This is a genomic window from Streptomyces sp. NBC_01775, from assembly GCF_035917675.1.
GTDB lineage: Bacteria > Actinomycetota > Actinomycetes > Streptomycetales > Streptomycetaceae > Streptomyces.
In genome coordinates this window covers 1,805,064-1,819,849 of record NZ_CP109104.1, presented here as the reverse complement: position 1 = coordinate 1,819,849, position 14,786 = coordinate 1,805,064, and the positions used below count along the sequence as shown (strand labels likewise).

Sequence of the window (14,786 nt, the reverse complement as noted above, 5' to 3'; positions counted from 1 at the left end):
ATGGTGAGCCGGAGACTGGCATGCGACCGTGGAAGCCCTACGAAAGCGATCCTGTCCTCACCCCTGCCATGGCGCAGGGGCCAGCGGCCGTCTCCACAGCCGAACTCGACCGATTGCGGATCTACTTGGAGGCGGTAGCCCATGACCGCCCCGGCCCTCTGCACACAGCGGTCGCCTTCAACGCCGCCTACTTCGGATTCGAAACTGGCGGTGAGGGCTACGGCAACGGCGCGTTCGACCTCAACGCCTTCCCCGTCCTCACCCTCGACAGCGAGATACCAGCCCTCCCCGTCGGTGCCCTCGTTCGCATCGCGACCGGCTCCGATCCGCTGTATGCCGAACTCGTCTACAAGGAGGGCCGTGGTGCGGTGCACGACGCACTCGGGCACACCGCGGAGGGCAGCGTCACGCGACCAGAACTGCTCGTGCCCGACCTGAATGCTTTCGGTCCCGGTCTCGCACTTGATGAGAAGCAGGTCAAGCGGCTTCGCTCCCGGGGACGATGGCTCGGCCAGGACGGACACGTCACCGTCGACGCCCGCTATCCCAGCGGTTGGCTCTTTGGCCTTGATGACACAGCCGCCTTCGCCCAACACCTGCTCAGCACGCAGATCGACTCACTCCTGGACCCACTTGTTCCCCACTCCGTAGTCCACCTCGCCGGTAGTCGTCGTCCCGAGCGGTTACGCGCCGCTCTCGGTCACCTCCTCGCAACGGTCGCGTATGTCCTGAATACCAGCGACTACTTACGCAGAGTCGGCCCCTATACGCTGACCCGGGAACGCGTTGCCCAAGGGCTCGCATATGACGGTCCACTGTGCGCCGCCGACCTGGCCGCCCTCGCCAAGACTCTGGGGGCGGGCCCGATCCCCTCCGGACGCCGACGCCGCCACGGGTCCACAGTGCTGACCACCATGGACACGCGTATCGGCCCCTGGCTTCGTGACGTGCATGGGGCGGAGAGCCTCCTCACCGGTGTCGAGTACGCGGTCTCCGTCTGCCGGGCCAATCTCGCCATGGCCGACTTCGTCTCCAGCGAAGCGGAGGACAGCGTGCTGGCCAACGGGGTGCGTGTCGAACTCGTCGATGCGTTCGAGGACGGCGGAATCTGGCGTAGCACGTACCTCGGGCCCCGGAAGGCGGAGAGCTCCACCCCGTCGGCCGACCATGAGGACCTGGCCGACCGCCCCGAGCCGTCGGCTCCCTTGGAAGCGCCGCTGGACGACGACCACCGACTCGGCGTCCCGTACGACCTGCGGGCCATCGACAGCGAAGTCGCTTGGCAGGCGCCACTGCGGCTCAAGCACCTCATTGAGGGCACTCTTCCCCTGGACCCCCTGGTTCTCGAAGGCCTGCCCCGGACCGGCCCCGGCGCTCACACGGTACGGCTCGAACTGCACCACCCAGGAGGTGACGCCGAGCCCTCGGAGGAGGTCCAGGAGACGAGCGTCGCCCCCACAGGGGACAGTGGGCTGCTGTCCGGCATCGCCTGGCCCATCGACTTCTTCCCCGGCCTGGTACTGCATGTTCAATGGCCGCGTGGGGGTGGGGTGGTGAGAGTCTCGACCATCGAGCTGGAAACCCCCGTCGAGATCGACGGGACTCTTGTCGCCTACCGCTACGATCCCCGGGTTCTGATCCGCGAAGGAGCTCCCGGGAGCGGTCGGGAGGGCGACCACGCGAGCGGGCTGAGTGCCCAGGACATCGTTCTGCGCACCGTGCGTCGCTGTGGGCACCTCACCACCGACGGTCATGCCTTACTGGATCGTGACTTTCTGCCGCAGGCTGTGTACGGGGCAGAGGCGAGGCGGTCCCAGTACGAACTGCTGCAACTCGCGACGGATGAACTCGTCGCGCAGCGACGGCTGTACGAGGCCGACGGCAGCCGTGACCCGTACGGTGTCCCGCACCATCCGGCCCGCCCGGGCTGGCCCCGAATTCGGCTGATCGGCTATGACCCCGCCCCCATGCCGGTTCCACGTTCCCGGCCACAGGGCAGCCAGGACACCCGGCGCCGCCCCGCCGTCGAGTACGCGGTCGCCGGATTCATCCGAAAGCTCCCACCCGGCCGCAAACCCACCCCCGGTCAGCAGGCCGCCTATCGCGCGCATTGCCAGAGCTTCGGCAAGGCCGACGGCTGGCAGCTTCCCCCTGGCTACACCTTCGTGACCGGACACTCGCGCAGGCGCTGAACCCACCCACCGCCATCATCCCGCCAACAGAGCCGGCGCACCCCGCGTGCGGTCGCACTGTACGAACGGAGCACGTAAACGATGGACTCCATGTACCCGGTGCGGAACGAGTCGCCGAACTCCCCGCCTGACATTCCCGTCGATCTGCTCAAGGGCCTCGCCACCGCTCTCTCCGGGCTCGGTCCCGTGTTCGCGACGGATCTCGCTACGCTGACCGGTGCGGAGATGGAGCGTGCGCTGAACTCGCTTGAGCCCAAACATCGATCAAGGGTCATGCGCAACCTCGGCTTCCGGCAGGTAGTGCCGCGCCGCTTCGGCACAGTGCTCACCGAGCAGATTCTCAAGCGGCTACGCGCTCGTCCCACGGAAGTGGAACGCAAAGATGCCATCGCCTACATCACGTGGCGCATCCGGCACGAGATCGAGGAAGAGGTGTTCTCCGGCGAACCGGGCACAGACGCACGCGACTTAGTCGGCCGATGGGGCCCCACCCTGCTGCGGATCGCCGTCTTCTGCGACGTTGATTCCTCGGCCCTGCACGCCCACCTCGTCCGATGGCTGGCGGAGAAGGGCTGGCTGGGCGACGCCCCCGAGGGGCGGGCCGCGCGCGACGCAGCCTGCGCGGTGATCGACGCTATCCCCGGGTTCGGCGCGCCCGCCCCCGCCACGGACATGGCCGCGGCGCAGACAGCCGGGCTGTCTGCCCTGCCGCTCCCTGAAGTAACGGCTTCTCCCGAGGCCGCAGACCAGGAACCCGCCGCGCCACCTGCCCCGGAGGGAAACGTACTCATGCTGACCACGGCACGTGAGCAGCTCACCAGGGCACTGGCCCAGGCGCGCCCGGCGGCCCAGCAGGTCCGCGACGCGGTGGAGGCGGGGTTTCCTCCCGACGAGGGAGACCTGGACACGCTGCGAGCAGTGTCTCCCGCCTTTCACGCGGTGGAGGGCGCCTTTGACAACGCCGGTGTCGCCAGGCCACCGCGCAGCCTCGAAGCGGTCGCCACCGCCGTAGACGCACATGTTCGGACTGCGCGGGAGCAGGAAGCGGCACGCCGCGCACTCGACAGTGTTCTGGCCCTGAGGTGCCCTCAGGGCGGAGCGGTAGCGGACGTCCTGGACGACGCTCGCTCCCGGGCCGACAGCCTGCTCGGCAAACAGACCTGGGACGACCGAGACCGCGAGGAGGCGGCCTTCCTGGCCCTCCTCGCCGAACTGGTCGAACTGCGGGACCAGCCACAGCAGGAGGCGCGCCGGCAAGAGATCATGAAGCGCATCGGGGAGGGGAACGCGCGGTACGCCGTGGCGGCGGTCCTGCACGAGCAGATCACCCTGGCGTCTGCCGCGCCGGAAGTGCTACCCAGCCCTGACGCCCAGCCTGTCGTCCCCGGCCCTCCAGCGTCGGACGCCCTTGAGCCGGATCCCGGGCGGCCCGGATCGGGAGAGTGCGCCGAGGCCCCCGAGGAGTCGGCCGTCGCCGATGGGGCGGACAGCGGCATGAAGCCGGAACCGGGAATGGAAGCAGGGGCCTTGGACATCCTTCCCGGGGACCCCAGCGGAACCGTGCCCACGACAGCGGGCAGCACTGACCGGACAGAGCACTCTGACGCGCCCCCGGGTTCCGAGCCGGCCGCCGGGACCGACGCGTCCGACACTTCCGCCGGCTCTGGCCACGAGAGGTCCGAGAGTCACGACGATCTATCCACACAGCACATCGACGCGGTACTCGCGCGCCTCATCGAGGAGAAGCGCTTCGGGCTCGGCGCTCACATTTCGCGGGCAGCCGCCCGGCCCGAGTCCGAGAGCGGGGTGCTTCGCATGTCCGCTGTCTCCGCGCTGCTCACGTCCCGGTCGCGGCAGGCCGCCCTCGCCCTCGAACTGGAGCTACGGGACTGGGAGCCCCACGAGGGCTCTGAACCCCACGGCGTAGCACTGCTAATGCTGCCCGTCCTCGTCCGTACGGCGCTCCTGACCGGACTTCCGGTGGCTGGCGCCCATCTCAAGGCGATGGCACCGCAGTTGCCGGAAAATCTCCAGACGGTGGCCACTGCAGTGGCGGAGCGGGCGCTGTCCACCGCTCTACTGAGCGTGCCGCCCCACACGGTCATCTCCGACGTCTCTCAGACGGAGAACCGGCTACGAGAGGCGGTGGAGAGTTGCCGCGCCCAGCTCAGCCCGCCGCGGATGAATTTCCAGCGGGCCTCCCGTATGGCCCAACAATGGCTGAAGCCCCACAAACTGCTGGGCTCGGTGCTGACCTCGATCGTCCAGGGATCGTCCGCCGCGGAGGCACAGGCGGAGCAATTGCTGGAGAAGCTGGCCTCCCGTGCAAGGATCGAGTCGCTGATCGACGAGATGGACACTGCCCTGCGGGGTAGTGGCGGTGCCCGGATCGACGGTGTCGGCCGGACATGCGTACGCCAGCTCCTCGAGCGGGTACGGGACAGCGTAGGTGAATGGCGCTCGGCACGGCGTGAGCTGGCCGCCACGCCCACGCAGGCGAACGCGTGGGCGTACGAAGCAGTGACGGCGCTGCGGCAGGACCTGCTCACCCTCAAGGACAGGGTGGACCAGGATCTGGTCGGCGCCGCGCGCAGCACCACTCCGCTGACACGGGCCTCCGCCCTCCACGCCAAGGTGGCATTCGGAGAGATCTTCACCGAGCTTCAGGAGGGCATCCGGCCCCAAGGCACCACCGACTCCACCTTGACGGTGGACGACATCCTGGACTCCGAGCTGCACAAGGTGGAGCGGACGCCTGGCCGAGACGTCGACGCGTCCGACCTGTTGCTGGCGGTGGACCGGACGTGGGACGAGGCGGTCGAGCTTCAGGTCCGGCGCGACGGATTCGCCGCGCTGCGCCGCGTCATCGAACTCGCTGACGCTGGAGTCCTGCCCGAGCGGCACACCTTGACGCTGGACGGCGCGTGCCGGACCAGCCTGGCGGAGCAGGAGCGAGGCCGTCACCAAGTCCTCACCACACGTGCCAGTCAGCTGGCCGCCGACCTCCGCCGGGCCCAAGCCGATGGCACGCTCACCGTCGAGCAGGATGTCCGGCTCCAGGAGACGCTCGCGGACGCCGAGTTGCGACTGGCCGACAGCGAACGGTGCGACCTGATCGCCGTACGCGCGGGTCTGGACCAGGTGGCGGAGCTGCTGCCCGGCTACCGGCGAGAGGCGGCTGACCGGCTACTCAAGAGGCTCGACAGTCTGACCGGTGTGACTGATGCGGACCGTGATCGCGTCCTGCACAACGTGAAGATCGACAACCTGGCCGTCGCTGCCGAGCTGGTGTACTTCCTCGAACTGGGCGAATCCGTCCCCGAGGTCCACTCCCAGGACTCTCATCTGGAGGCGTTCTTCCCGGGAGTGCCCGAGGCGTTGCCCCATGGCCTCGGTGAGGAGCTGATCGAGGCGGTATGCAGCCGTAGCAGGTACGAGGATCACCCATTGCTCGACTACGCGCATCTGACCGAGGAGGAGGCCGCACATGCCGCGAGCGCGCTGCGGGGCTGGCATAAGATTGCATCCGTGCGGAGCCGCGGGCAGATCAATCCGCGCGAGGATCTCAACCCGGCTCTCTTGCTCCTGGGATACGGGGCGAAGCGCGCCCGCCCACTGACCGACCTTCCGTACGGAAAGGACCACCGGTTCTTCGAACTGGCCGAGGTCGAGGTCACCGGCCGCGCTTGGGCCCCCGCGTTCGGCTCCCAGATCGCCGACAATGGGCGCAAGCTACGGGCCTTGCTGGTCTGGGACCGTCCCACCGCGGAATTCTTGCACGCGTGCATTGCCAAGGACCGAGACGACAGCAGCCTGCTCGTCGTGTACTTCGGCACCATGAGCGCCCGGACCAGGAACGAGTTCGCGGTCGCCGCGCGGGGAGGCAGACCGGTCGTGGTCGTGGACGACGCCGCTCTGGCCTACCTGGTCGCCCACGGAAACCGGCGGGCCGACGCATCGACGAAAGTACTGCTGCCGTTCTCAGCCGTGAACCCGTACATCAAGGAGAAGCGCGGGCGGATCGGCTGGGAGATGTTTTACGGACGCGATGCCGAACGGCAGAGCATCATCGCCCACAACGGGACACAGATCATCTACGGCGGTCGCGGGCTCGGCAAGTCCGCGCTGCTCGCCGACGCGGGAGAGAGGTTCGAGAGGCAGCGCCCTGACCACTACCGCAAGTTGTATCTCAACCTCGACAAGGTCGGCATCAGCAGCGGCACCGCCATCGGCTCCGAGGCGATCTGGCCCACGCTCGAACGGGCCTTGATCCAGGTCGAGGTCCTCGCCGAACCCACGCATCGGGAACGCGGCAGAGAGGCGTGGCGGCGGGTCACCGACGGCATCGCCCGCTGGCTGGAGCAGGACAGCGGACGGCGGCTGCTTGTTCTCCTGGATGAGTGTGACCGCTTCTTTGAGGCCGACGCCCCCGAGTTCACCGAGACCCGTCGGCTGCGCGGACTCGGCGAGGACTCGCCCGGCAGAGCGAAGGTGGTGTTCGCGGGGCTGCACTCCGTGCAGCGGTTCACCCGGATCGCCGGGAACACACCCTTCAGCCATCTCGCCCAGACCCCGACCGTGATCGGGCCGCTGACGCCGCAGTTCGCGGCTGACCTGCTCGTTGAGCCCATGCGGGCCCTCGGCTTCGAGTTCGACGATCTGGACCTGGTCAACCGTGTCCTCGGCTTCTGCTCCTACCAGCCGTTCCTCCTGCAGATCTTCGGCAGCCGCATGGTGCAGGTGATGCAGGCCAAGCGGGTCCAAAAAATGGGGGCATCGCCGCCGTACTTCATCGGAGAGGACGATGTGGAGGCGGTGGAACAGGATGCGAGCCTGCGCTCGGACATCACTGCCGCTTTCAAGGACACCCTTGACCTTGACGACCGCTACACCTTGATCGCCAACGTGCTGGCCCAGCACGCACGCGACAACGGCCTGGAGACCCGCCTCAGTGACCGCGAACTGCACGACGAGTGCGCGGTCTGGTGGCCGCAGGGCTTCGAGCAGCTACACAGCAACGCCTTCCGTACCTACCTGGAGGAAATGGTCGGCCTGGGCGTCCTCGCTCCCAATCACGACGGCCGGGGTTGGCACCTGCGTGGTCCCAACGCGCTGCGCATGATCGGCACTGCCCAGGAGATCGAGGCCCGGTTGGAAGGGGCCGAACGCGATTCCCGGCTGGAGGACGCAGTTGTCCTGGAGAGCCGCCCGCTGCTGCGGGACGGACGCTCGGCACCGCTGACCATCAGCCAGATCGACTATCTGTTGGGCAACCGGAAGAACCAGGTACGCGTAGTGCTCGGATCCCGTGCCACCGGAATCGAGGAGGTCGAACAGACCCTGCGGGGCGCAGCCGGGCAGGTCGAAGGCTGGACCGTTCCCGTCATCGGCAGTGCCAACAGCTTCCGGCGCGCGGTGGAGGCTGATGATGAGGGCGACCGGCGGCTGCTCATCAGTGACCTGACCCAGGTGGGCACCGCGAAGTCCTGCCGCGAGTCCCTGGCGCTTGCTCAGGAAATGCTGCCCGCGGCGCAGGGAGCGACGCGCTCCGTGGTTCTCGTATCGGGTACCAACCACCTCGACCTCTGGCAGGAACTCGCCACGACGCAGACGGAGGGTTTCGACATGTCCGGTGTTGCGGTGGTACTGCGCCGCTACGACGCGCGTGACATGAAGCGCTGGGCCCAGCAGCACAGCGTGTGGGAGACGGATGAGCGGTTGGACAGGCTGGGCCGGATCACCAGCGGCTGGCCGATACTGCTCGGCGAGGCGCTCAAATTTCACGGCCGCTGCCGGGACCAGGACCGGGCACTCGACCAACTCGACGCATGGCTCGGCAGCCGTTCCGGGGCCGAGGAATTGGTCGATGCGGTAGGCGTGCTCAAGGACGAACGGATCCGAACCGCGTATTTCGCGATAGTTCGCGAGCTTGGCCTCGACTGGAGCCCGGAGGAGGACTGCCAGGCTGCCGGAGAGCTCGCCGGCCTTGGGGCTGAGGAGTCACGGGGGGCGGTTTCCTGCCTGAGTATGCTCCACACACTGGAAGAGGACGGCAGCCGGCTGCGGCCAGACGCCGTGCTTCACGCGGCGATGGCAACACTCGGGCTCGAGGGCTGACAGAAGAGCGGCGGCGGGGTCGGCTTCATCGGGCGAAGCCCACAATGCGGCGAGCATTAGGGCGACGAGGAGACGCGGTTGGACCCCTACGTCGGCGCGCGTGGGGTGCGGTGGCGCGACGGCGGCACCGCACCCGCCGCGTCAACGTAGCCGTAGCACCCCCGCCGCCAGCGCCGGAACATGGTGCGCTGAGCTCGATACCGCCCTCGGACACGCACCGTACGCACATGCCGTACACACGCTCTCGGGCCGTGACTCCACTGTCACGGCCCTTTTGCTGTGGTCGTAGGTGAGGGACAGGCCGAAGGCGGCGTAGAGCGGGGCTTTGCGCTCCGGGGCGGCTTGCTGGAGTCGGTCGGTCAGGTTGCCGAGGTCCTTGATGATCTGGGCGATCTGTTCTTCGGTGAGCGGGCGGGGGCGCGCTGTGGGGGCCGCTGTCGCGGCGGCGGCGATCTGACGGTGGGCGGCTGCGCGGTCGGCGGTCGCCTTGTTGATCCACTCGGTGACGAGCGCCGGGTTCGTTCCGGCGTCGATGGCGGCGCGGTAGCGGTCGATGCGGCGGTCGCAGTCGGCGAGGGTGCGACGGGCGACTTCCAGTGCGGGATCGGGGGCGGGGGTGGTCACGCTCTGGGCTTGGTGCAGGGCTTGGAGGGTGCACTTGAGCTGGCCCGGGGCGAAGGTGCGGGCGATCCACGCGTCGAGTGCGGGGAGGAGCGCGCCCTCGCGGACGTAGACGGTCAGAGGGTGGGGGAGGGACGCGCTCTGGGCGTATTCGGCGGGGTAGCGGCAGCGGTAGTTGGGGAGGCCGTTGTTGTAGTTGCCCTGCATCTTGCGGTCGCACTGTCCGCAGCGCAGCAGGCCGCGAAGTGCGTAACTGCGTTTGGTCGGGCCGACCATGCGCTCCACGCCCGCGATGTTGCGACGGCGTTCCTGTTGGGCCTGGGCCGCTTGGAAGTCGGCCATCGGCACGAGCGGTTCGTGGGCAGGTTCGGCCGACCAGATCCACTTGTCGTGGGAGTTCCAGGTGAGCTGGGTGCGGTGGCCGAGGGTGACGTCGTCGATGTCGAGCAGGATCTCTTTCTTGTGCTGCTTGTTCCAGACTTGGTGGCCGGTGTAGCGGGGGTTCATCAGGATGGTGCGGACGGCTCCCTTGGACCAGGCGTGGCCGTCGCGGTGCGGGTTGCGGGCGCGGTCGTGCGCGGAGGGGCAGAGGATGCCGTCGCGGGTGAGGCCCTCGGCGATGGCGTACATGCCGCTTCCGCGCAGGTACTCGCGGAAGATGCGGCGTACAGCGGGCGCTGCGACGGGGTCGGGGGCGAGTTTGTGGAGCCGTTTGCCGTCGGCGGCCTTGGCCGGGTTGGGGTGCGGTCCGGCGTCGGCGAGGAGGTAGCCGTAGGGCGGGCGCCCGCCGAGGTAGCGGCCCTCGATCTGAGCTTGAGCGGACATCGCGGTGTGGACGCGGACCTTACGTCCGAAAGTACGGCTTCCTCGCGCAGGTCGTGCCCTATCAGGACCCGGAGCTGGAGCGGCTCCACCTCTACGGGCGACACCTCCTCAACCGGCTGCCGCGGCGCGCCGACGGGGGTGTGGACATCGGCGACGTGGACCTGAGTCACGTGCGGGTCCAGAAGTCGGGTGAGTATGACAAGCGCCTGACCCCTGAAGGGAACACCACGCTCCCGGGCTTCGGGGACGGCACCGGCGGCGGAGCCAAGGAAGCAGAGAAGAGTCTGCTGTCCGAGCTGATCCAGAAGTTCAACTCCAAGTTCGGCACAGACTTCACCGAGCAGGACCTCATCCGCCCCTTTGAGGAGGCCAAGGCCGACCCGAAGGTGCGTCAGGCCGCGGTGGTGAACGACGAGGACAACTTCGGCGTGGTCTTCGACGAGGTCTTCGAGGACAAGATGGCCGACCACATCAGCACCATCGCCGGGCTCGGTAAGCAGTACTTCGGCCCGGACAAGGACTTCAAGTCGGACCTGGACCGCATCGCCCGGCGGGCGGCGTGGCGCATGATCCGCCAGGACGAAGGACTCGACGACGCGGCCTGACCGCCGTCGACGGGGCTGGGGACGGGCTCGAACGGGCCCGTCCCCAGCCCCCGAATCCGCTGCACCATAGACGGAAGATCGCCGCAGCGGTCACACTGAAGCATTCGCTCCCCGGGCACGAGCGACCGCGTACCCCTCCGGGAGCGCACCACGGTCCGTACGACACGTGAGGGACGGGGAACACACAGTGCCAGCACAGCCGATCTCCGAGCGCTACGAGATCATTGGCGAACTCGGTGCGGGCGGAATGGGCGCCGTGCAGCGAGGCTTCGACAGAGTCCTCGACCGGCCGGTCGCGATTAAGCGCATTCGGCCGGAGAGCCTCGCGCTGGCTCCCGCGGCTGCCGACGAGCTCGCCAAGCGCTTCCGCCGCGAAGCACGTATCACCGCGCGCATTCAGCACCCCGGTGTGCCGCAGGTCTACGACGCCGTGCTCGACGCCGCGCACGAGCAGCTGTATTTGGTGATGGAGCTGGTCGACGGGACGTCGCTCCGCAAATATCTCGGAACGGATCAGCAGCTGCCGATCACCTGGGCCGCCGCCGTCGGAGCACAGGTGTCCACTGTCCTCTCGCACGCGCACGTCATCCCCGCCGTGCACCGGGACCTGAAGCCGGACAACATCATCGTCGCCCGCGGCGGCACTGTGAAGGTGCTCGACTTCGGTATTGCCGCGATCCTCCGCACCGACGTCACCAAGCTCACCGCCGTCGGCAGCTACATGGGCAGCCGCCCCTACATGGCGCCCGAGCAGATCCAGTCGGGACAGATCACCCCGCAGACGGACCTCTACGCACTCGGCTGCATCCTCCACGAACTTCTCTCCGGCCAACGGCCTTTCAACGGCCCGAGCGATTACGAGATCATGGAGATGCAGGTCCACGCCGCCCCGACTCCGCTGCGGCAGTTGCGCGCTGATGTCCCGGCAGCGTTGGAAGACCTCGTCCTCCAGATGCTGAGCAAGAGCGCCGAGCAACGCCCTGCAGACACGCAGGAGGTCTACGAACGGCTGCTCCCCTTCCTGCCCGAAGCGGGCCAGGACCCCGCGCCGGAGGAGACAGGCCCGGCAGGAGCGCCGGACCCCACCGGGGTCTTTCGTCACCCCTACGCGCCGCGCTCTCGTCCCACCGCGCCTCCGCCCGCACCCACCCCTACGCTCATCGATCCCCAGGCTCAGCCTGTCCCCGTTCCCGAGCAGCTGCGAGTCGACATCGAGTCCGCGTACGCGCAGGCCGACGCACTCATGGGCGAGGAGCGCTTCGCCCAGGCTGCCGAGGTACTCGGCGAAGTTCTTGCTCCAGCCGCCCAGGCCCTGGGCGCGGACAACAAGAAGGTACTGGAGCTACGGCGGAAGCGCTCCGGCATGCTCATCCTCGGCGGCGACTACCGCGCCGCGCTCCCCGAGTTCGACGCCCTCGCCGACGCGTACGCCCGTACCTCCGGCCCCACAAGCAAGGCAGCACGCCTCTGTCGTGCCCAGGCCGCCCACGCGCGCGCCAACCTGGGCCAAGCGACCGTCGCCCTACGGGAGCTGCACGCCGTGCTGGAGCTGGTCCGCAATGTGGCGAGCGACGCCAGCGAAGAAGCCATTGAACTCCGCCGCAGCATCGGCAGTCTTCTCGCCTCTCAGCAGCGCCTGCGCGAAGCGCTGGAGGTCCTGGAACCACTCCTCGACGACATGCACCTGGTCCTGGGGGAGGACGACGAGGAATGCCTTTCCCTGGCCGACGACATCGCCCGCATCCGCCTCGCCCTCGGCTACGACGACGCCTGACCCCTCCCTCGGCAACCGCCCCCCAGGGCTGGGTGCGATCCAGGCGTGGGACTCGCATGGGTTTCGAAGCGGCAGCGTATGCACCGGCCGACAGTCCGGCCGTGGACTGCTGTGAAGAGGCCCGAGGTCAGGCATGGCGACCGCGCCGGAGGTCGGTGCCGAGGTGACGCCTTCTATCCGACCTGGTGGTTGGTCGGCAGCGTCTCCGCGGAACACAGGGGCATGCGTGTCGGGAAGGGGACCGGCTACTCGGACCTGGAGTTCGCCTTCCTGGCCGAGGCGGGACTCACCGTCCGGAGACCGTCGTGGTCACCACCGTCCACAGCCTCCAGGTGCTGGACGAGGAACTCCCCTTCTCCCGCCACGACTTCGACGTCGATCTCATCGTCACTCCCGACGACGTCATCACCTGCCACCATCCCCATCGCCCCACCGGCCTCGTCTGGGACGACCTCGACCCTGAGGAGATCGCTTCCATTCCCGCGCTGGCGGCGCAGGCCCCACGGCGTTGAGCGCCTCGAAATGGGCGAGCCTGCGTGGTTAGAGGCCATGCTGGCCGAGGAGCTTCATCAGGTTCCGCTTGCGCTTCTGTTCGGTGCGCAGTGCGGCCACGTAGTCGGTGAACCGCTTCTGGGTGCCGAGTCGTTGGTGGCAGGCGCGGGCGCCGAGCAGGAGCTGAATGATCTGCTCGTAGTTCGCGTCGCCGGTGACTTGCTTGCGTGGTTCGACCAGGCGCAGGTAGACCTCCAGCGCGTCGGCCGGGCGGTCCTCGCGGATACGATCGGCCAGAGTCAGCCACTGAGCGTCGGTCGCGAGGCCATCCTGTGCTGCCTGCCAGGCGGCTTCGAGATCATCGTCGTCGAGCAGGGCGTCGAGCAGTACGTGCCCGCCGTACCAGCCGGACTGCTGCCCCTGCGCTTCCTGGTGCAGCAGCTTCACGGCGGCCTCACGTTCCCGTTCCCAGCCTCCCTCGGCGCGTGCGGCCTCGCGCAGCAGCCGGTATGCAGCGAGGGAGCGGTGGGCGCGGAAGCCGTCTCGGCGTACCGCGACCGCGTCCGCCAGGCGATCGGCGCGCGTATAGCGCGCGCAGAGGTAGTCTTCCAGGCCGCTGTGGGCGCGGTGCGCCGCGTCGGTCTCGCGCAGGCCGCGCTCGGCCCAGGCAAGGGCCTCGTCCGGACGGTCCGCCGCGTCGAGTCCCTGGGCGATGCGCAGGTGGGTTTCGCCGCTGGGTGACAGATCGGTGGCGTAGACGGCGATCAGCTCGTCCACGTTCCCGGCCGCCTTCACCAACCGTTCCCTCAGGTACTTCTCGGCCCAGCCGGACGGGTTGCGCTGCCATGCCTCGTCCGCCAACTGCCGCAACCGGGCCAGCCCTTCGCCACCGAGGACCTCGCTGTAATCCGCGGGATCCGTGTCGAAGAGATAGTGGTCGTCGCCGAGCAGGTGGCGGGCCAGCCACGCAGCGGTCTCCCGCGGGTCGGGGCGCGCTGCCCGGCACGCCTCCAGATGCACCTCGGCCAGCTTCGCCGCGACGGAGCCGAGGTGGCCGGAGGAGTCGTCGACGTCCTCGTACGCCGAGCCGATGACGGCCATCGCCTCGCGGGCCAGGGTGACCGCCTGCGCCGCCCGGTCGCCGGTGATCAGTACGCGCAGCGCAGCGACGGCCTCCGACGCCTGCGTGCCATAGGCGCGGGCGTCCGCGTACTCCACGTACCCGTACTGCGCGAAGGGCGCGGGGTCGAGCAGGGCCAGCACCCGGTCCCGTACGGCGGGCTCGTCGCTGCGCGCGGCTGCCGCGCGCAGCTCCAGACGGCGGCGCAACTCTCGGTCGGTACCGAGCTGTTCGCGCACCAACTCCAGCAGTTCCTCGCGGGAGAGGGAGTCCAGCCACCGCTCCAGCCCCTCGGCCCGGTGGGCGGCGGCCGACCGCTGGGCCGGCACCTCCCGGGCCCGGCCCAGCACCACCAGACCCAACGCGACACAGTGCTTGCAGAAGTGCCCTTCCTGCCCATACGGACAGTCGCACTCGCCATGGAGACGGTCCGTACCGTCCGCGGCGATCTCCACCTCGTACGCCTCGGTGCCCTGCACGCGGGCGGCGAACCAGCTGTCTCCCACCTCCAGTCCGCTCACCGCGTCCAGATAGCCCTGCCCTCGCGCGAAGGAACGCGCACCGGCCGCCGCCCGCAGATCGTCCTCACTGAACCCCACCAAAGTCCTCACCCGGCCATTGAAGTCTTCCGGGGGCGCTCGTCACAAAAACGCCAGGCAGCGGGCCCGCCGGGCGGTAGCCCCGCGCGGGTCGGAGTAGCAGCGTGAACGTCGCCTGGCACGAGCGCGCGAAGTGCCACTCCTGCCCGTCGATCGCTAGCACGGGCACGGAGCGTGGTCACACGCGCGGCTACGATAGAGCCCTACGACAGCGCCAGCGTCCCCGCCACCAGCGCCGGAACATCGTGCGCTGAGCTCGACACCCCCCCAAGCGCAACACCACCCGTGCAGGCGAGATAAACGCCAGTGCCCCTGTTCTGGGACGAAGAGGTCGTGGGTTCAAATCCCGCCACCCCGACAGAGGGAACAGCAGGTCAGGGGCCAGCTTTGGGAACCGTTTGGAAGCCGACCCCCGGACATGGCTCTCGGCTGGCCCCCAGG

At 68.6% G+C, this 14,786-nt stretch carries 6 protein-coding genes and 1 pseudogene; 5 read left to right on the top strand and 2 right to left on the bottom strand.

All coding sequences use genetic code 11. From position 1 onward, the window contains the following. Positions 1-20: 20 nt before the first annotated feature. Together OHB04_RS08320 and OHB04_RS08315 are read left to right on the top strand one after the other, a co-directional pair. The gene (locus tag OHB04_RS08320; RefSeq protein WP_326807182.1) at positions 21-2,192 is read left to right on the top strand and encodes a hypothetical protein; all 2,172 of its coding nucleotides are present in this window, start codon (positions 21-23) and stop codon (positions 2,190-2,192) included. 81 nt (positions 2,193-2,273) lie between these two features. Then, the gene (locus OHB04_RS08315; protein WP_326807181.1) at positions 2,274-8,309 is read left to right on the top strand and encodes a hypothetical protein; all 6,036 of its coding nucleotides are present in this window, start codon (positions 2,274-2,276) and stop codon (positions 8,307-8,309) included. Positions 8,310-8,450: 141 nt separating this feature from the next. Here OHB04_RS08315 and OHB04_RS08310 read toward each other — a convergent pair whose 3' ends face one another. Further along, complete coding sequence (locus OHB04_RS08310; protein WP_326807180.1) at positions 8,451-9,755, bottom strand: recombinase family protein; 1,305 nt, start codon at positions 9,753-9,755, stop codon at positions 8,451-8,453. Positions 9,756-9,772: 17 nt separating this feature from the next. Between OHB04_RS08310 and OHB04_RS08305 the strand changes: the two are divergent. From OHB04_RS08305 to OHB04_RS08295, 3 genes and pseudogenes are all read left to right on the top strand, one after another. Then, positions 9,773-10,360 (top strand): annotated as a pseudogene (locus OHB04_RS08305) (type I restriction endonuclease subunit R); the annotation flags it as partial. Between the two features lie 187 nt (positions 10,361-10,547). Next, positions 10,548-12,134 carry a serine/threonine-protein kinase gene (locus tag OHB04_RS08300; RefSeq protein WP_326807179.1) on the top strand — a complete coding sequence of 529 codons (1,587 nt, stop codon included), beginning with the start codon at positions 10,548-10,550 and terminating at the stop codon, positions 12,132-12,134. Positions 12,135-12,439: 305 nt separating this feature from the next. Beyond that, positions 12,440-12,646 (top strand): hypothetical protein, encoded by a 207-nt coding sequence (locus OHB04_RS08295; protein ID WP_326807178.1) that lies wholly within the window; start codon positions 12,440-12,442, stop codon positions 12,644-12,646. 28 nt (positions 12,647-12,674) lie between these two features. On the opposite strand, the gene OHB04_RS08290 is transcribed toward OHB04_RS08295, so the two are convergent. Beyond that, the gene (locus OHB04_RS08290; RefSeq protein ID WP_326809415.1) at positions 12,675-14,348 is read right to left on the bottom strand and encodes an SWIM zinc finger family protein; all 1,674 of its coding nucleotides are present in this window, start codon (positions 14,346-14,348) and stop codon (positions 12,675-12,677) included. Positions 14,349-14,786: the final 438 nt, after the last annotated feature.

What these genes read in the sequence shown, in the direction of transcription:
- OHB04_RS08310 (WP_326807180.1), bottom strand. Translation starts at nt 9,755, where the DNA reads ATGTCCGCTCAAGCTCAGATCGAGGGCCGCTACCTCGGCGGGCGCCCG.
- OHB04_RS08315 (WP_326807181.1), top strand. Translation starts at nt 2,274, where the DNA reads ATGGACTCCATGTACCCGGTGCGGAACGAGTCGCCGAACTCCCCGCCT.
- OHB04_RS08320 (WP_326807182.1), top strand. Translation starts at nt 21, where the DNA reads ATGCGACCGTGGAAGCCCTACGAAAGCGATCCTGTCCTCACCCCTGCC.